Annotated in this window: 11 protein-coding genes (1 of these 11 cut by a window edge); 10 read left to right on the top strand and 1 reads right to left on the bottom strand. The window is 74.3% G+C overall.

What is annotated here, in order from left to right; translation table 11 throughout:
- Positions 1-4: 4 nt before the first annotated feature.
- Positions 5-1,216, top strand: coding sequence for a S8 family serine peptidase (locus TPA0908_RS16740; RefSeq protein WP_281938991.1), 1,212 nt, complete (start codon positions 5-7; stop codon positions 1,214-1,216).
- On the opposite strand, the gene eccCa is transcribed toward TPA0908_RS16740, so the two are convergent.
- Positions 1,122-5,138, bottom strand: coding sequence for a type VII secretion protein EccCa (eccCa, locus tag TPA0908_RS16735; protein WP_281938989.1), 4,017 nt, complete (start codon positions 5,136-5,138; stop codon positions 1,122-1,124). The two genes, TPA0908_RS16740 and eccCa, sit on opposite strands and share 95 nt — an antisense overlap.
- A 134-nt stretch (positions 5,139-5,272) precedes the next feature.
- Here eccCa and eccD point away from each other — a divergent pair, with 134 nt between their 5' ends.
- The 9 genes from eccD to TPA0908_RS16690 form a co-directional block, all read left to right on the top strand.
- Positions 5,273-6,670: a type VII secretion integral membrane protein EccD gene (eccD, locus tag TPA0908_RS16730; protein ID WP_281938987.1), complete on the top strand. Its 1,398-nt coding sequence runs from the start codon at positions 5,273-5,275 to the stop codon at positions 6,668-6,670.
- A gap of 5 nt (positions 6,671-6,675) precedes the next feature.
- The gene (gene eccB, locus TPA0908_RS16725) at positions 6,676-8,067 is read left to right on the top strand and encodes a type VII secretion protein EccB (protein ID WP_281938985.1); all 1,392 of its coding nucleotides are present in this window, start codon (positions 6,676-6,678) and stop codon (positions 8,065-8,067) included.
- A gap of 64 nt (positions 8,068-8,131) precedes the next feature.
- The gene (locus tag TPA0908_RS16720) at positions 8,132-8,431 is read left to right on the top strand and encodes a WXG100 family type VII secretion target (protein WP_281938983.1); all 300 of its coding nucleotides are present in this window, start codon (positions 8,132-8,134) and stop codon (positions 8,429-8,431) included.
- 15 nt (positions 8,432-8,446) lie between these two features.
- A complete protein-coding gene (locus TPA0908_RS16715; RefSeq protein WP_107157657.1) occupies positions 8,447-8,743 on the top strand; it encodes a WXG100 family type VII secretion target in 297 nt (98 codons plus the stop codon).
- Positions 8,744-8,754: 11 nt separating this feature from the next.
- Positions 8,755-9,102 carry a hypothetical protein gene (locus TPA0908_RS16710; protein WP_281938982.1) on the top strand — a complete coding sequence of 116 codons (348 nt, stop codon included), beginning with the start codon at positions 8,755-8,757 and terminating at the stop codon, positions 9,100-9,102.
- A gap of 109 nt (positions 9,103-9,211) precedes the next feature.
- Entirely contained in the window at positions 9,212-11,404 is a 2,193-nt protein-coding gene (locus tag TPA0908_RS16705; RefSeq protein ID WP_281938980.1) for a WXG100 family type VII secretion target, read from the top strand.
- A gap of 22 nt (positions 11,405-11,426) precedes the next feature.
- Positions 11,427-11,843, top strand: coding sequence for a YbaB/EbfC family nucleoid-associated protein (locus TPA0908_RS16700; protein WP_281938978.1), 417 nt, complete (start codon positions 11,427-11,429; stop codon positions 11,841-11,843).
- Between the two features lie 3 nt (positions 11,844-11,846).
- Entirely contained in the window at positions 11,847-12,173 is a 327-nt protein-coding gene (locus TPA0908_RS16695) for a hypothetical protein (RefSeq protein WP_281938976.1), read from the top strand.
- Positions 12,174-12,221: 48 nt separating this feature from the next.
- Positions 12,222-18,564, top strand: partial view of a WXG100-like domain-containing protein gene (locus TPA0908_RS16690; protein ID WP_281938974.1) — the beginning only. 21,329 nt of this gene lie beyond the right edge of the window; only the first 6,343 of its 27,672 coding nucleotides appear in the window; its start codon is at positions 12,222-12,224; the stop codon falls past the right edge of the window.

Genomic DNA, 18,564 nt, shown 5'->3' with positions numbered 1-18,564 from the left:
GCCGATGCCCCGCTCGTCCCGACCGGTGGCCCGTGCCGCCGCGTCGTGCGCCGCCGTGGCGCTGATCGCCGGCCTGCACCTGGCCACCGCGGTCACCCCGGCGGTCGCCGACGAGGACCCGCCCGCCCTGCCCGCCGCGCTGACCGGCTGCGTCGGCCCGTCCCCGGTCCGGTACGGCGAGCGCACCCCGTGGCCGGTCGCCCGGATGGCGCCGTACCTGACCCGCTCACTCAGCCAGGGCCGGGGCGTCCGGGTGGCGGTCCTGGACTCCGGCGTCAGCGGCGCCGCCGCCGGCCTGCGCGCCGCCGTCGCGCCCGGCCGGGACGTGGTCTCCGGCGGCCCCGCCCGGTCGGACTGCCTGGGTCGGGGTACGGCGTTGGCGGCGATCGTGGCCGCCCGGCCCACCTCCGGCACGGGCGTGGTGGGGATGGCCCCCGAGGCCACCGTGCTGCCGTTCCGGATCATCGGCCCGCAGCGCCGTACGACGCCGGCGTCCATCGCCGACGGCATCGACGCCGCGGTGGACGCGGGCGCGGACGTGGTGCTGGTCGGCACCGGCCAGGTGGCCGACACCCCGGCGTTGCGCGCTGCCGTGACCCGGGCCGCCGGGCGCGACGTCCTCGTCGTCGCGCCGGTCGACGACGGGCCGGCGTCCACCACGGGACAACCGCCGCCGGTGTGGTACCCCGCCGCGTACCCGCAGGTCCTGGCGGTCGGTGGGGTCGACGCGAACGGCCGGGGCACCGTGCTGGCGCCGCCGGCGAGCGGCCTGGACGTGCTGGCCCCGGCGAAGGACGCGGTCGTGCCCGGCCCGACCGGCGCGGGCCACTACACGGTCGGCGGGACGGCGGTGGCCGCCGCGCACGTCGCCGGCGCCGCCGTGCTGGTCCGCGGGTACCACCCGGAGCTGACCGCCGCTCAGGTCCGGGACCGGCTGGTCAGCACGGCCGAGCGGACGCCCTACGCGCCGGCCGGCACGGTCGACCCGTACGCCGCTATGACGGCGCTCGATCCCGGCGCGGCGACCCGACCGGTCCGGCTCGACGCGGGCCCCGTCCCGGTCGCCACCGCCCCGCCGGCCGATCCGGCGGTCGCCCGCTCCGGGCTGCTCGCCGCCGCGATCACGACGGTGGCGCTGCTGATCGGCGCCGGGGTCCGGATCCGGCGGGGACACCGCCGGCCGGCGTCCCGGGGTCCAGGTACGGCGTCTGGATGACCCTCGCCCCCCGGCGGGTGCAGAGCAGCGCGCGACCCGGCGGCAGGATCCTCGGCTTGGTGTTGCCCAGCAACGGGCCCTCACCCGGCGGGCAGGACAGCACCACGTCCGGGCTGTTCGTCTCCTGTAGCCGGCGGACCAGGGGATCCATGGACATCCGCATCGCGCCCGCGGCCGCCCGGGTCAACACCATGTGGAACCCGATGTCGGTGCCCTGCGCCAGGTACGGGACCAGCCGCAGCAGCGGACTCTCGTGCCCGCCCATCATGTCGTAGTCGTCGACGAGCAGGTACAGCCGGGGACCCGACCACCAGTCCCGGGCCCGCAGTTGCTCCGGCGAGACGTCGGTGCCCGGCATCCGGTGCTTCAGGCCCTCGATCGCCTCGGCCACCGTGGCCTTCGTGGAGTCGACGGACACCGAGTAGCCGAGCCGGTACGCCTCGGGGATCCGGTCGAACAGCGCCCGCCGGAAGTCCACCGCCATGATCCGCACCTCCCGTGGCGGGTAACGGCGGACCAGCGCGTCCGCCACGTACCGCAGCAGGTTGCTCTTGCCGCTCTGCGCGTCGCCGAGGACGGTGAGGTGCGGCAACTCCTCGAAGTCGTGCCACACCGGCCGCAGCCGCTCCTCGTCGATGCCGATCGGCAACCGGAGGTCGCCGTCGGCCGCCGGCAGCTCGGTCGCCGGCAGCACCGCCGGCAGGGTGCGTACCCGCGGCGCGTCCGGGCCGTCCCAGAAGTCCCGGGCCGCCGCGGCGAGCGCCCGGGTGCCGTCGGCCACGCCGGCCGGGTCGGCGACGCCGTCGATCCGGGGCAGGGCGGCCAGGAAGTGCGCCTTCTGCGCGGTCAACCCGCGCCCGGGCACGTGCGGGACGGTGGCCGCCGCCCGCAGGTCGATCGCCGAGTCGACCGGGTCGCCGAGGCGTAACTCCAGCCGGTTGCCGATCAGGTCCCGCATGCCGTGGTGCACCTCCGACCACCGGGACGCGGTGAGCAGCAGGTGGACGCCGAAGTTGAGGCCCCGGGCGACGATCTGCCGCACCGCCGCGTCCGCCGCCTCGAACTCCTGACGCAGCGTGAACCAGCCGTCGACCACGAGGAACACGTCGCCGTACGGGTCGTCGTCCAGGCCGGCCGCCCGCCGGGCCCGGTAGGCGGCCATGCTGTCCACGCCCTCGGCGGCGAACCGCCGTTCCCGCTCCGCGATCAGCGCGCTCACCTCGGCGATGGTGCGGGTGACCCGGTCGGCGTCGAGCCGGCTGGCGACGCTGCCGACGTGCGGCAGGTCGGCGAGCGTGCCGAGCGTGCCGCCGCCGAAGTCGAGGCAGTAGAACTGCACCTCGCGGGGGCTGTGGGTGAGCGCCAGCGCGCAGATCAGCGTGCGCAGCAGGGTGGACTTCCCGCTCTGCGCGCCGCCGGCGATGCCCAGGTGGCCGCCGGTGCCGGACAGGTCCACGACGAGCAACTCGCGGGCCTGGTCGAACGGCCTGTCCACGAAGCCCACCGGCACCACCAGCAGGCTGTTGCCCGGCCAGCCCACCGCCCGCAACCCGGCCTCCGGGTCGGGCGCCAGCGCCGGCAGGAGCTGGTCCAGGGTCGGTGGTTGCTGCAACGGCGGCAGCCAGACCTGGTGCGCCGGTGGGCCCTGGTCGACCAACTGGTCCACGACCACGTCGAGCACGCTCGGGCCGCGCTCGTCGGGCGGGTCGGCCGGTCCGGCCGCCGCCGGTTGCTCCGGCGGCTCGGTCGCCGCGACGGGGATGTACCCGAGCCGGTACGCCACCACCTGCCGCTGCACCACCGCGAGGTCGAGCCGCTTGTGCTTGGGCCGGTGCGCCCCGGACACGTAGGCCGCCTTGAACCGGAGCAGCGACGACACGTCGGCCCGCAGGAAGCCGTTCCCCGGCTGGGTCGGCAGCTCGTGCGCGTCGGGTACGCCGATGGCGGTGCGGGACTCGATGGCGGAGAAGGTGCGCAGCCCGATGCGGTACGACAGGTGTGTCTCCAGCGCGGCGATCCGGCCGTCGTCCAGACGCTGGCTGGCCAGCAGCAGGTGCACCGCGAGCGACCGGCCGAGCCGACCGATCATCACGAAGGTGTCGATGAAGTCCCGGTGCGTGGCCAGCAGCTCGCTGAACTCGTCCACCACCACGAACAGGGTCGGCAGCGCGTCCAGCGGCTGCCCCTGGGCCCGGGCCCGCTCGTACTCCAGCACCGAGGTGAACCCGCCGGCCTGCCGCAGCAGCTCCTGGCGGCGGATCAGCTCGCCGTGCAGCGCCTCGCGCATCCGGCCGACCAGCGCGGCCTCGTCGGCGAGGTTGGTGATCACGGCGGAGGTGTGCGGAAGCCGGTCCAGGCCGAGGAAGGTGGCGCCGCCCTTGAAGTCGACGAGCACGAAGTTGAGGATCTCCGACGAGTGGGTCATCGCCAGCCCCAGCACGATGGTGCGCAGCAGCTCGCTCTTGCCGGAGCCGGTGGCGCCGATGAGCATCCCGTGCGGGCCCATGCCGTCCAGGGCCGACTCCTTGATGTCCAGCTCGACGGGCGCGCCCTCGGCGTCGATGCCGATCGGGATCCGCAGCCGGCGGGCGGGCGGGCGGGCGGCCCAGGCATGCGTCAGGTCCAGGTGGCTCAGGTCGGCGACGCCCAGCAGCGTACCGATGTCGAAGTCGGTGGTCAGCGCCTCGGCGGCCGGCTCGGTGGTGATGCTCAGCCGGTACGGCGAGAGGATCCGGGCCAGGCTGCGGGCCTCGGCCGGGGCCAGTTCGTCCGGCCGGGCCAGGTTGGACCGGACCTCCCGGCCGACCTGGTCGTGCTTGACCTGTTCCAGCCCGGAGTCGGTGAGGTCGGCCCAGAGCAGGCCGCGGGGCACCGTGGTCGGTGGGGTACCCAGGTCGATCAGCACCGCGTTGCGGTAACCACCGGACAGCAGGCGGGAGCCGGCGGGGATCCGCCCGCCGTCGCAAACCATCAGCACGAACGGCTCGTCCCGGCTCGGTGTGGCGCCCGCCTCCCACCGGGGCCGGGCCAGGAAGTCCTCCCCCAGCAGCCGCTCCACGGCGTCCGTGCTGGCAGCCGCCAGCCGGGCCGGACCCGCCGCGTCCTGTTCGGTGGGGTGTTGCAGGTGCGGCAGCCACTTCGCCCACTCCCATGCCTCGGTGGCGTCGTCGGACACGCACACCGCGATCATGACCTCCTCGGGCGCGTGGAACGTGGCGACCTGCGCGACCAGCGCCCGCGCCACCGCCCGGCACCGCTCGGGGTCGCCGGTGATCCGGATCTGGTGGAAGCCGGGCAGGAACAAGGCCACCGGCAGGTCGGCGACCGTGTTGTAGGCGTTGATGAACCGCCGCAGCGACTTCGCCGCCAGCGGTTCCAGGTCCTCGATCGGCTTGGTCTGCAGCGGCGCCATCCGGGTCGCCAGGCGCTGCCGGCCGGTGCCCACCCGGACCTCCAGGAAGTCCGGGTGGCTGGGGCGCCGTTCCCACCGCCGCGTGGTGAGCGCCACCGACCAGAGGGCGGACGGGTCGGGGTGCCGCCAGTCGGACGCCTCCCGCTGCTGGTCGATGGACCTGCGGACGCGCCTGCGCTGCTGCGACAGGTAGCGCAGGTAGTCGCGGCGGTCGCCGCTCATCCGGTGCTTGCGCTCCCCGGCGCTCATCGCCAGCTGGCCGACCAGCATGCCGACCATGGCGACGCCCATCATGCCGGCCATCACCCAGGTGAGCACTCCGCGGCCACCGCCGAGGAACATCATCGCCATCACGCCGGACATCAGCATCATCGGCAGGATCGTCATGACGCTGCGCAGCCCGCCGGGTGTGACCTCGGGCAGCACCGGCGGTTCCTGAAGGCTGATCTCGCCCGCGGGCGTCTCCGGCCCGGTCCGCCGGGCCGGGCGCCGGAACACGACGGTGCTCACCGTTCACCTCCGATGCCGGCGGTACGGGGTCGCCGGCACGCACTACAACGCACGATCCGAGGGCGGAGGGTCAGCGGGAGCAGATTTTTCCGCCGCCGGATGAACTCGGCCGGCACCCATCCGTTGATTCGGCCATGACTGTCTCGGCCACCGGTGAGATGTGCCGCCTCACCGTCTGCGGGCCCACCCGCCAGGTGGAGGTGGCCGTACCGACGCACGTGGTGGTGTCGGACCTGCTGCCGGTGCTTGTCGAGCACCTGGGCGAGAACCTGGTCGAGACCGGCCTGCTGCACGGCGGCTGGGTGCTGCAACGCCTCGGCGCCGCGCCGTTCGACCAGGGTTCCACCGTCGCCATGCTGGGCCTGCACGACGGCGACCTGGTCCACCTGCGTCCCCGGTCCGAGCAGATCCCGCCGGCCGACTTCGACGACATGGTCGACGGCGTCGCCACCGGGATGAAGCAGCGGCCCGGCCGGTGGCGGCCGGAGCTGAGCCGGTGGGCCGCCCTGGCGGCGACCGTGCTGCTGGCGGCCACCGGCGTCGCGGCGCTCGCGCTGCCCGGCCACGCCGGCCACCGGGCGGGCGCGGCCGGCGTGCTCGCCGCCGCCTGCCTGGTCGGCGCGCTGGTGGCCACGTTCGCCGTCGGGGACCGGCCGTTCGGCAGCGCCTTCACCGGTGCCGCCGCCGGGTACGCCGGCCTGGCCGGCCTGCTCGCGGTCGACCCGCGGGTCGGGGTGGTCGGTCTGCGGCCGGACGGACCGGGCCTGTTCGCCGCCTCGGTGGCCGTCCTGGCCGTCGCCGGGATCGCCGCGACGACGACGGCGCACGCCCGGCCGGCACTGCTGGCCGTGCTGGTGGCCGGCCTGCTCGCCGCGGGGGCGACCGCGCTCACCGCGTTCGCCGGCCTGACCGCGGTGCAGGCGGCCGGTGCGATGCTGGTGGCGGCCACCCTGGCCACGATGGTGGTGCCGCTGGTCGCCTTCCGGCTCGCCGGCCTGCGGATGGCGCCGCTGCCCACGCAGCCGGAGCATCTCCAGGAGGACCTCGACCCGATTCCGAGCGGCACGCTGCTGCCCCAGGCCGCCGTCGCGGACCGGGCGATGACCGCGCTGTACGCCGGGATCGCCGCCCCGACGGCGGTGGCCGTGGTCGTGGTCGGCATCGCCCCGGGCTGGGCGCCGGCCACCCTGGTCGGCCTGGTCGCGCTGGTCCGCTGCCTGGCCGCCCGGACGATGACGAGCGCGTGGCACCGGCTGGCCCAGCTCGCGCCCGCCGCGGTCGGCGCGGTCACCCTCGCCCTCGGCGCGGTGGCATCCAGCGGCCCGTTGGCGCGGGTCACCGCCCCGGTGCTCGCCGTGTCGCTCGGTTCCGCCCTGCTGCTGCTCATCGCGCGGACCATGCCCGATCGCCGGCTCACCCCGTACTGGGGTCGGCTCGGGGACCTGCTCCAGACGCTGGCCGCCACGGCCGTCCTGCCGGTCCTCCTCGCCGTGCTCGACGTGTACCGGTTCGCCCGTGGGATCGGGGGCTGAGCGCGGTGCAGTCGAGACGGGACCAGGTGCAGGCCCAGTCGTACATGACCGGCCGGCTCACCGCCGCCCTGGTGATGGCCGAGCCGGAGGCGCTGGAGAACCCGCACCGGCGGTTGCTCACCGGGATGATCGCCGGGCTGTTGGTCGGTTGCCTCGTGGTCGCCGGGGCCGTGGTCTACGGCCTGCTCAAGCCGGGTGGCGCCACCCGCTGGCGGGAGCCAGGCACGCTGATCGTCGAGAAGGAGTCGGGCGGCCGGTTCGTGCTCGTCGACGGCCGGCTCCGGCCGGTGCACAACTACACGTCGGCGGCCCTGATCTTCGGCCGGCGGCCCGCCCTGGTGACCGTCTCCGCGGCGTCGCTGACCTCCGTACCCCGGGGCACGCCGATCGGCATCGTCGGCGCGCCGGACTCACCGCCCGCGCCGGCGGCGCTGGCCGGGGCGCAGTGGAGTGTCTGCGCCCTGGGCGGGACGGACCGGACCGGTACGGCGCGCGCCGGCACGCTGCTGACCCTCGCCCCGGGCGCCGGCGGAACCCCGCTCGGTGCGGACGGCGGCTTCGTGGTGACCTCGCCGGGCGGGCAGCTGTTCCTGATCTGGGACGGGCAGCGCTTCACGCTGACCCGGCCATGGATCCCGCGGGTGCTCGGCTACCCCGCGGCCCCGGTGGTCACGGCGAACTGGCTCAACCAGCTTCCCCCCGGCCCGGACGTCGCCCCGGTGCCGGTCGCCGGGCGGGGCGCCGTCGGACCGGTCGTCGACGGGCGACCCACCCGGATCGGTCAGGTCTTCGTGGCCCGCGTCGTCGGCACCGCCGACCGCTACTTCCTGCTGCTGCGCGACGGGCTGAGCCCGCTCGCCGAGACCGCGCTCGCGCTGGTGCTCGGCGACCCGGCGACCGCCGCGGCGTACCCGGGTTCGACGGTACGTCCGGTGGACCTCAGCGCCGGGGCACTCGGCCAGCTACCGGTGTCGAAGCAGCCGGCGCTGCCGGCCGGCCTCCCGCCGCGACCGCCGGTCCAGGCGAGCCCGGCGGCCGGCGACACCTGGTGCGTGCAGTGGTCCACGACGGACCGGCCGGCCCGGGTGACCGCGCGGGCGGTCCCGACGGTCACCGCCTCCGGGGACACGCCGGGGGTGAACCGGACCGAGCAGACCGCCACCTCGGTGTCGGTGGCGCCGGGGGTGGGTGGGCTGGTCCGGCAGGGCCGCGCCGGGCAACTGAACGGGACGAGCTACTTCCTGGTCACCGACGCCGGGGTGAAGTTCCCGGTCGCCGGCGCCGACGTGGTCCGGGCGCTCGGCTTCACCGTCGAGGCGGCCCGGGTCGTGCCGGCCAACCTGCTGTCCCTGCTGCCGACCGGGCCGGTCCTGGACTCGGCGGCGGCGAGGAGGTGACACCCCGAGGATCCGCCGGCCCGGCCGGCACCCCGTCCACCACCACCGATGTAGGAGGAACACCGTGACCTCACCGCTGAACCAGGTGGATCAGGCCACCATCACCCAGACGCTCAGCGCCTTCGAAACCACCATGGCCGACGTGAACGCCGCCGACCAGTCGGTCGACGCGGTCAGCTCGTCGGTGCCCTGGAGCGGCGACGCCGCCACCCAGTACCGCAACTCGCTCGCCGAGTGGCGGACCGGCCTGAACGACGTCCGGCGCGGGCTCGAGATGCTGCGCACCGCGATGACCCAGCACCTGAACATCTCGTCCAACGTCGAGGACGAGGCCGCCCAGAACGCCCGCTGGTACACCAACTGACGAGAGGAAGAGCAGATGGCGACCTATTCCCTGAACCCGAACGGCCTGCTGGACTCCGGTGAGGAGTTGCGCGGTGTCACCCGGGCCATCGACAACTCGCTGACCACCCTCGAGGGGTACGTCAACCAGTTCATCGCCAACAACGCCGGCGGCGCCGCCACGGCGTACCAGCAGGCGCAGCAGACCTGGCACCAGGGGCTGGCGAAGATGCAGGCGTCGCTCGGAAGCGGCGCCACCGCCATCGACAGCATCCGGGAGAACTACCACATCGCGGACAGTCAGGGAGCGGCGCTGTTCGGCGGAAACGTCTAGGAGGGGCCGCGATGCCGATCACCACCGACGACGCCTATCTCACCCGGGCGGCGAGCTCCAACACCCTGATCTCCGAGGAGGTCACCGCCTCGCCGGGAGGTGACATCGCCGGGATCAGCCTCAAGCCCGGGCACAGCAGCTTCTCGCTCGGCAACCAGGTCCAGAAGGCGGTCTCCGGCGTCGGCGCGAACCTGAGCGCCCGGCTCACGGAGATCCGCGACACGGCCACCAACCGGGCTGCCCAGCTGACCAACTTCATGGCCATCACGAACGACACCGAGGGCATGAACGGCCACCAGGCGCAGGAGTTCCTCGCCAACGCGCCGGCATGGAACACCTCGCCGACGCCCGGCAAGTAGCCACTACTCCCGCCGGCATCGCCGCCCCAGCACGCCATCGCGCTGGGCGGCGGTGCCGTACGGGCCGACGACCCGGACGTACGCCGCCGGTCGAAGTTGAGGGGATCAGATGACACAGCCGATGGACTGGGACGAGTCGATGCGGGTCGTTCTCGGCACCGACAAGGACATCGACTCGTCCCGCGTCAGCACCCCCACCTGGCTCGGCCTCGACATGTCGTTCTGGGAGACCTCGGCGGCCACGGAACAGGACTACCAGCGCCCGTGGGAGCACTGGATGCCCAACGGGAACGACTGGAACAAGATCACGATCTACCGGTACCGCGCCTACAACGACATGGCCAACTTCCAGCTCATCCGCGCCACGGTCTACTTCTACGAGGGCGGCGACAACTCGCCGGCACGCCAGGCCAAGACGCTGATCGACGCGAGCCGGGCGATCATCGACGGGATCGACACCAACCAGTACCTCGACCCGGCGATGTTCCGCGACGTCGCCACCCGCTTCCGCAACGTGCACACCTATCTGACCGGCCCCGGCCAGGCCCGGCTCCGGGCGATGTACGACGAGGTCCACGCCGGAGGGTCGTTCGACGGCTCCGCCGCCGACGTCTTCGCCTGGGCGATGCACGACATGGCGCTCGGCATGCAACGCCTCGCCGAGAACATCAGCGGCCGGTTCGAGCTCAACTACAACCACTACGTGGACACCGGCTGGCCGCACGTGCTCGACCTGACCGCGACCGAGATCGACCGGTTCCGGCAGCGCCTCAAGGACGCGTGGAGCGCCTACACGGCGTATCAGCACCACGACCCGAACACCCTCGTCGACGCGCTGCTCAAGGAGATGGAGCGCCAGGTCGACGCGGCGGACGCGAACGTCGACAGGTCGGCGGCGACCGGCGACCGGCAGGAGACCTGGACGTTGAACTTCGGTTCGATCCTCGGCAAGGCCGGCAACGCCACCTACGACGTCATCAAACAGTCCGAGTGGGTACGCCTGAACAACGACCTGAAGCGGGAGTGGCAGAGCCGCTACGACGAGCTGGACACTGCCTCGCAGACCGCGACCCGGCTGCTCATCAAGAGCTACAACGACCTGATCGCGGCGTTCGGGCGGGGCGTCATCGCCCTGCCGCACGTGCCGTACCCAAGGTCCGGCAACGGCAACACGCCGCCCGGCCTCGACGGGCCCCCGCCACCGGGCTTCGACGGCGCCACCCCACCACCCGGCGGGAGCGGGGGCTCCGGCGGCTCGATCCCGCCGCCCGGCGGCAGCGGCGGCTTCGACGGCGCCACCCCACCACCCGGGGGGAGCGGCGGCGGCGTCTCGAACGCCGCCATCCCCCCGCCGGGCGGCGGCAGCGGTACGCAGTTCGGTGGTGACTCGGGCGGCATCAGCGGCGCGGGCGGTCCCGGCGGAGCGGGCGAGTTCGGTGGCGCCGGCGGCGGCTTCGACGGCGGGTCCGGTGGTTTCGACAGCGCCGGCGGCGGCTCCGGCGGCTTCGACGGCGCGGGCGGTCCCGGCGGTGGCCTCGACGGCGCCGGTGGGGTCGGCGCGTCCGGCGGGGAGACCGGCGGTGGCACGGGCGGTCCGGCCCTGGTCGGCGGCGGCATGGCGGGCGGCGGCGGGCTGCCGGGCCGACTGGGCGCCGGCGGCAGCGTCGGCAGCGTCGGCGGTGGCTCCGGCAGCGGCGCCGGCGCCTCGGGCTCCGGCTTCGACGACGACACCGTCGGAGGTGGGCTCTCCGGAGGCACCCCGGCCACTGTCGATCCCGGCGACCTCGGGTCGAGCGGCTCGGAACTGGGCGACCTCGGCTCCAGCGGCATCCGGACACCGGGGCAGCCGAGCGGCTTCGCCCTCGGTCCCCTGGGGACGCCTCCGGCGGGCTACGCCGCGGCCGGGCTGGGCAGCCTGCCACCGGGGACGCTGGGCGCCGGCTCGGTGGCCTCCGGCGGCGAGAACCTCGCCGCGCTGCCCGGCGCCGCCGCGTACGCCACGCCGGGCGCGGACGGCTCGACCGGCGCGGCCGGCGCCGGCATGGGCGCCATGGGCGGCATGCCGTTCATGCCGCCCATGGGCGGCGGGGGCGGCGGCAACCAGAACGAGAAGGAGCGCGAGCGCAGCACCTGGCTGGCCGAGGAGGAAGAGGTCTGGGGCACCGATCCGGACGTCACCGTCGCCGTCATCGGGCGGGAGGAGCTCGAACCCGAGCCGGCCAGCCGGCCCACCCGCACGCCCGCACCGCCCCGCACGCCGCAGCCGGGCCACGAGCCGTCACGCGGGCGCGGAAACCGCTAGTCGAGAGGAAAGGCGAAACAGCATGTCCGGTTCCTGGCATGACGAGATCGATCGGGCCTACACCGAGCTGGAGCAGAGCCAGCAGGCCATCACCCGGGTGCAGCACGACATGGCGGACAGGAGGATCACGGTCCGGTCCCGGAACCGGGCGCTGTCCGTCGTCGTCGACGCCCAGGGCGAGGTCGTCGACATCACGTTCCACTCGCGCGGGTACCGCTCGATGCCCCCGCGGGAGTTGAGCGAGCTGCTGGTGGAGACCATCGCGGAGGCACGCCGGCAGGCGGTCGCCGAGGTCGCGTCGATGTTCTCGGCGGTCCTCCCCCAGTCCCTGCCGATCATGGACATGATCAACGGGACCGCCGACATCGACGAGATGATCAGCCAGGCGATGCGGCAGGTCCCCGACCTGCCCGGCGTGCCGGACGCGGAGCGGGGCTGACGCATGCCGACCCCGCCGCTGCACGCCGACACCGAACTGCTGCGCAGTGAGTCGTTCGCGCCGTTCGTCAGGCACATGCAGAACGTCATCGACACGCTCAACGCCGCGGTCGACGACTGCCTGCCGGTCGCGACCACGATCCGCGACGCATCCGACCAGATCCTCAACGAGGGCCTGGCCGCCCAGGTCGAGCAGATCCGCATGCTGTTGTACGGGCTGCGGGACCTGTCCGCGGGCGACGCCGACCAGGTGACCGCGCTCAACCAGTTGCTCGGCGCGGTCGAGGAACTGAACACGGACGTCGCCTCCTTCGGCGGAACGCGTCCATGACGGCCGGCGTCACCTCGACGCCGGCCCCGATCGACGGAGGGGCCGGCCGTGGAGATTGAGATCCCGGACCGGCTCGCCAACTTCCTCTACTGGCTGACCGACCAGAAGTTCCCCGGCGCCAGCGCGGAGAAGATGCGCCGGCTGGCCCGGGAGCTGAAGACGGCGGCCGATCTCGTCGAGGCGGCCGAGCCGAAGCTGGCCGGCGCCGTACGCCGGGTCCAGGAGGGCGTGGGGGGCGAGACGCAACGGGCCTTCGTGGCCAGCATGCAGGACTACGTCCGCACGCCCGGCTATGTGAGCAACACGGCGGCGCACCTGCACAACGCCAGCGCCACCACCGAGAACGCCGCGATGCGGACCCAGTACCAGAAGTTCATGATCCTCGGGTCGACGGTCCAGATGTTCATCGAGTTCGTCTGGGCCTTCGCGGCGGCCTTCATCAATCCCGGGATGGCGATGGCCTGGCTCGCCGCCCGCATCGCCATCTTCCGCTTCGTCATCAGGCTGCTGTTCAGCCGCCTGATGCTGGCGGCGCTGGGCGCCGTCGCCACGGAGGCGCTGACCGAGGCGCTGATGGACGCCATCATCCAGCGGATCCAGATGCGGCTCGGCACACGCCGGACGTTCGACCAGGCGCAGTTCTGGCAGGCGGTCCGGGACGGGACCATCGCCGGTCTCGTCGTCGCCGTGCTCGGCCCCGCCTTCGGCAACATCGGCGCGCTCCTGAACCGGGTTCCCGTCCGGCCCCGGCAACTCACCGACGTCCCGACCCCACCGGTCCCGACCCCGCACCCCACCCCGAAGCCGGTCCCCGCGCCGCCTCCCCCGCGTCCCACCCCCGCTCCCGGTCCGGTCCCGCCGCCGCCACCCGTGCCGGTTCCCGTCGGGCGCGACGTCCCGGTGCGGGCCGGCACCGCCCCGCCCACCCGCCCGCAGCAGGTGCGCCAGCACACCGGGGAGTTCGTCACCGAGGTCGCCGCCTCGGTCGCCATCGAGGTGATCGCCGGGGGTACCGTCTCCACTGCCAACGGCCAGGGGTTCAGCGTCAGCGCCGCCGCGGCCACCTCGGGCGCCATCAGCGGCACGCTCGACTCGGGCGCCGGATCGGCCGGCACGGCCCTGCACGACCGGTTCTACCCGAACAACCCCTCCCCCGACCGCAAGCGCGACGACGCGAGCCCGGCGACGGTCGATCCCACGGCCGTCGACACGGCGGCGGAACCGACCGCACTGCCCGACACGGCCCGTCCAGTCGACCCGACGAGCACGACCGGCGCGGACGCCACGCCGGACCGGACCGCCTCCGGCACCGTCCCAGGCACAGGCACAGGCACAGGCACAGGCACAGGCACAGGCACAGGTGCCGGGGCAGGGGCAGGCACGGGCACAGGTGCAGGCACGGGCGCAGGTGCAGGCACGGGCGCAGGTGCAGGCACGGGCACTGGCACTGGCACCGGTGACAACGCCGCGGGCGGGGATCGGGCCCAACCGGGCGCCACGGCCGGCGAGGCGGCCCCGGGTCGGTCGGCGCCGGACACCGCGACACAGTCGGACACCTCGCCCTACGCGGACTCGCCGTTCGACGATCCGCGGTCGGCACGCCAGACGTTCGATGACATCGACTTCTCCGACACCTCCTCATTGTCCGACTTCTCCGACACCTCGTCGGTCCGCGACCTCCTCGACGCCGCGTCGGGCCCCGACGCGTTCGACGGCGGCCCGGCGTCGGGCGTGGACACCGGCCGGGCGGACGCCGAGCAGGCGCGCGCCGACGCGCCGATACCCGCCACCCCGCTCGCGCCCGGCACCTCCGCATCGGTCGGCCCGGCCGGCGGGCCGGCCACGTCCGGCACGCCCACGTCCGCCGGCCAGCCCGCGGGCTCCGCCGCGACCGCCCCGGGGACGGCCGGCCACAGCCCGGGCGGCACGGCCACCGGACCGGGCGGCACGGCCAGCCAGAACGCGGGCGACGCGTCCACCGGGCCGGGCACCGAGAAGACCGCGCCCGGCACGGCCGGCACCGGGCCCGACCGGGTCGTGCCGGGGGAATACGCGCAGGTCCCGCAACCGCTGGCACCCGCCGACATCGGCACGCCCGCGACGCCCGGCACGGCGCCGGCCACGGGGGGCGCGCCGGACCGCGTACCCCCGTGGGACCGTGCCGTGGCGGCGGACCCGGCGGCCCGGATGTCCGTGCTCGACGACTGGCTCCGCCGGCGCGAGCAGCGGCCCGGCGCCACCGGCGACCCCGGCCTGGACTGCGTGCCACTGGCCTGGGACGTGTTCGCGAAGGTGCACGGCCGCCGGTCGAATCCGGGCCCCCGCACCGGCCTGGCCGGCACCGGCCTCGTCGACGCCGGCCGGCGGGGACCATCCGTCGCCGACACCGCCGACCTGCTCCGGACGCTCGGCGGCGACACCGCCACCACCCACGACGGCGCCCGGGTGCTGGCCTACCTGGCGGACAAGCCGGGCGCGATGGCGCTTGTGGTCGCCCGGCCGCAGCGGGACCGCGCGCACGTCTACTGGGTCGTCGCGGACGGTCGCGGGCCGACGGTGACGCTGCGATGGGTGGACCCGCAGCAGCCGGGCTTGTTCGATCACGACGCCCGGGTGGACGGGCCGCACACCATGTTCTGGTCCGGGCAGCTCCGCTCGCCGGAGTCGGAGATCCTCGTGCTCGGTCCGGACGGCCGGGCGGTGGACATCGGGGGCGAGCGGTCGGACGTCCACGCCCGCGGGCTGCTGGACGCGCCGGTCGGCCCGGTCGCCGCGGGCATGCTCCCACGGCAGAAGGACCACCCGCCCGGTGACGCTCCGGTCGAGGGGCCGGAGGGGATCGCCCGGTCCGCGACCGCCACGCCTCTCCGGGAGCACGTCAGCGACCCGGCACCGAGCGCGCGTGCCACCCGTCCGGTTCCGGTCGGTTCCCCGGACGGGCGATCCCGGCCGCTGCCCGACTCGCCGCCGGGCCCACCGAGCCGGTTGAGTGGCTTGTTCTCCCGACCGCAGACGCCTGGCCGGCCCGCGCCCGACTCCCCACCGACGGGGCCGAACTCGCCCCCCGACTCACCGCGTTCGCGCCTGACCCGTCGGCTGGCCCCCGAAGCTCCCGCCCAGGAGACCCAGCAGAGCGTCCTTCAGCGCTTCCGCCGAAGCCTGCACCTGGTCGTCGAGCAGGCTTCCGAGCGTGAGGGTGACGTCTCCGGCCCGCCGCCTGAGGGCTCGGGCAGCCCGACCACCGCTGGGTCGAGCCCGGTGACGGCAGCACGGCCCCGGCAGGACAAGGGCAAGGGTCGAGTGCCGTGGGCGCAACGGGGCGCGGAGACGGCCGACCCCGCCGCCGATGATCTGCCGATCCGCGACGACGACTTCGACGAGGCGGAGATCTCGGAGGCGATCCGCCTCTCCCGCGTCGCCCACCGACGGGCCGGAACCGGTGCCGCGTCCGGGTCGGGCACCGGCGGGGGCGGCCCGACCATCCCGCCCGAGCCACCTCCCGCGCGCCCGCTTCCGCCTCTCGGGCAACCGTCTGCCGCGCGGCCGGCACCCGGCACCGGCAGTCCCCGAACCGGCGCCGAACGGCCACCGGACCCGGCGACGTTCGACGTGGGGGCCGTCGAACGTGACCTCAGGTCCAGCCTCACCGCAGCCGAGCGGAGGATGATCGAGCGGACGGTCGCCAGGGCCCGCGCGCGCGCCATGACGGTCTCACGCGCCGTCGGCCGGGCGGTGCACGACCTCAACAACGCCTCCAGCTACGGCCTGACGCTGGCCGAGCCGGCTGAGGCCACCAAGTCGCCGCATCGCCTGGCGCAGCAGTACGCCGAGCTGAGACAGCGAGAGGACATCTCCCTGGAGCAGTTCCTCACGCAGAACGAGGACACCGTCCGCTTCTCGGTGCTGGCCCCCGCCGATCGACACGAGATGCTCCTCTTCGAGGTGTTGAGCGCGCTGCGCCGCCTCGGGCACAACACCGCTGACGACGACGACGGCATCTTCGACCACTGGCGTCCCGGAAACACCCGGTTCGGGGCGACGATCCCGATGCGCGGCCCGGACGGACGGCCCTGGGAACTCCAGATCCACACCGAACAGTCGTGGCGTTCGTTTCAGCTCACCCGCGAGTTCCACCGGGTGAACCGCCTGGCATCGGCACCCCTGTCGGCCCGGGTCTCCGCCGTGCTCAGCATGCTGCGGATCAACGACGAGTTGGGGTTGAACCGCGCGACGAGGCTGTTCCCCGACCCCGTGAACAACGGACTGCCCGCGCTCGTCGGTCCGGGCACCGGTCCGTGGCAGCAGTATCTCGACGGTCTGCTGGTGGCCGGCCGGACCTTCGCCGACGTCGTCGCCGAGCACGGGCTCAGCCTGGCCACGCTCGTCGATCGGGAGCGGCTTCATCTGCCCCCCGACTCTCCGCACCGGTCCGAGACGCCGCTCCCGCCACCGGCCACCGCCCCCGCGGAACGCGCGACAACCGCCGGGCGGCGGCGAGGCGGGCGGGCGTTCGACGCCCGCCGGGTCGAGCGGGAACTGATCCAGAGCCTCGCCCCCGCCGACCAGGAGGCGCTCTTCGACGCGGCCCAGGTGGCCAAGGAACGGGCGGACCAGACGCTGACGGTGATGCGGCGGGTGACCGACGCCGTCCGGGCGTCCGGCATCGACGTCACCCTGGTCGGCGTCCAGCATCGTGCCAAGACGGTGTCGTCCCTGGCTCGCAAGTTCCGCGACCGGAATCTGCGGGAGCACATCGACCTCGCGACGTTCCTCGCCACCAACAAGGATTCCGTCAGGTTCTCGGTCCGCGTGCCCAGCGTCGGGTACAGCTCGGCGGTCCACGCGGTGCTCACCCGCCTCGAGGCCGAGGGGTACGAACGTCGCGACGACGCCGACATGGTGCCGTTCTGGTGGCCCGGCGGCCGGTGGTTCGGGCTGACCACGACGTTGCGCTACCGCGGCCGGCTGATCGAGGTGGAGTTCCCCACGGCGGCCTCGTGGCGGACCGCCAAGCAGGCCAGGCGCTTCCACGAGGTCGTCCGGCTGAAGACGGCGCCGATGCCGGAGCGGGTGAGCGCCTACCTGAGCCTGCTGCGACTCAACCGGGACAACGGCCTGAACCGGGATCTCCCTCATCCGCTCACCGGTCTGCCGAAGAGCCGGGAGAAGGGGCTCGCGGAACTCGTCCGGGCGCGGGGGGACGAGTGGCGGTCGTATCTGCGCGGACTGGAGCGGGCCGACCGGTCGTTCCTGGACGTCGTCCTCGACCACGGTCTCACCCTGGCCGATCTGCCGTCTCCGGCGGAACTCGGGCTGCCGGACAACTCCCACCACCTGACGGTCCGGTCCACCCGCCGCCGTCCGGAGGCCGCCGACACCCTCGGTGCCCTGCCGCTGCTGATGAGCGTCCTGACCGGACAGCGGTCGCAGACGGACCGGGGCGGCGGCTCCCCGGCGAACCGCGCCCGCAGCCTGTCCCGCGACCCGGCCGCCCGGCGTCCCGCCGAAGCCGCGCCGGCGATCCGGCCGGAAGAGCCCGAGCAGTCCCGGGCCGACACGGCGGAGAAGCGGCCGGTGACAGTCACCGCCGAACCGCCGCCACCCGTCGCACCGCCGGCATCCGCCACGCCACCGCCGGTCGCACCGCCGCCGACCGCACCGCCGGCACCCGTCGCGTCGCCGGAGCGTCAGCCGTCGCCGGAGCCTCCGGAGGACGAGCGCGGGCTCGACGACGACCTGTCCGGCGACGATCGGCGGGTCCTCGAGGAAGGGGTCCGAGCCGCGCGCGGCCGGGCGAACGAGGCGCTTCCGATCATGCGTGACGCGCTGCGGGTGATCGACCCCGGCGGGCAGCGGGCCCACCTCGTCGGCACCGGCAACCGCACCAAGTCCCTCGCGTCGCTGGCCCGCAAGTACCAGACGCGGCGGGTCACCACGGGCGTCACCGCCGAGGCGTTCCTGGCCGGCAACCAGGACGGCGCGCGATTCGCCGTCCAGGTCTCGCCGGTCGGGTACGCCACCACGGTGCGCGAGGTGCTGGCCGAGCTGGCGCGACGCGACTACACCGTCCGGGGCGACGAGGACGTCAAGAACTTCTGGGTGCCGGGCAACGACTGGTGCGGGCTGCGGGTGATCGTGCGGAACCGGCAGGGCGATCCGCTGGAGGTGCAGTTCCCCACCGAGTCGTCCTGGCGGGCGGCCACGATCACCCACCCGTTCTACGAGGTGGCCCGTCGCGGGACGGCCCCGATGTCCGAACGGGTGGACGCCTTCCTGGAGATGCTGCGCATCCAGCGCGACCACGGCCGGCCTCTTCCCACGGATCTCGACGGGCTGCCGTCGGGCCGGTCCCGGAGCTTCGCGCGATTCATCGACCGGAGTCCCGGGTTGT

It is taken from the genome of Micromonospora sp. AKA38 (assembly GCF_027925725.1).
Taxonomy (GTDB): domain Bacteria; phylum Actinomycetota; class Actinomycetes; order Mycobacteriales; family Micromonosporaceae; genus Micromonospora.
The sequence above is the reverse complement of the archived record's forward strand: the minus strand, read 5'-3'. Positions and strand labels throughout refer to the sequence as shown.

What these genes read in the sequence shown, in the direction of transcription:
- TPA0908_RS16740 (WP_281938991.1), top strand. Translation starts at nt 5, where the DNA reads ATGCCCCGCTCGTCCCGACCGGTGGCCCGTGCCGCCGCGTCGTGCGCC.
- eccD (WP_281938987.1), top strand. Translation starts at nt 5,273, where the DNA reads ATGACTGTCTCGGCCACCGGTGAGATGTGCCGCCTCACCGTCTGCGGG.
- TPA0908_RS16715 (WP_107157657.1), top strand. Translation starts at nt 8,447, where the DNA reads ATGGCGACCTATTCCCTGAACCCGAACGGCCTGCTGGACTCCGGTGAG.
- TPA0908_RS16710 (WP_281938982.1), top strand. Translation starts at nt 8,755, where the DNA reads ATGCCGATCACCACCGACGACGCCTATCTCACCCGGGCGGCGAGCTCC.
- TPA0908_RS16705 (WP_281938980.1), top strand. Translation starts at nt 9,212, where the DNA reads ATGACACAGCCGATGGACTGGGACGAGTCGATGCGGGTCGTTCTCGGC.
- TPA0908_RS16700 (WP_281938978.1), top strand. Translation starts at nt 11,427, where the DNA reads ATGTCCGGTTCCTGGCATGACGAGATCGATCGGGCCTACACCGAGCTG.
- TPA0908_RS16695 (WP_281938976.1), top strand. Translation starts at nt 11,847, where the DNA reads ATGCCGACCCCGCCGCTGCACGCCGACACCGAACTGCTGCGCAGTGAG.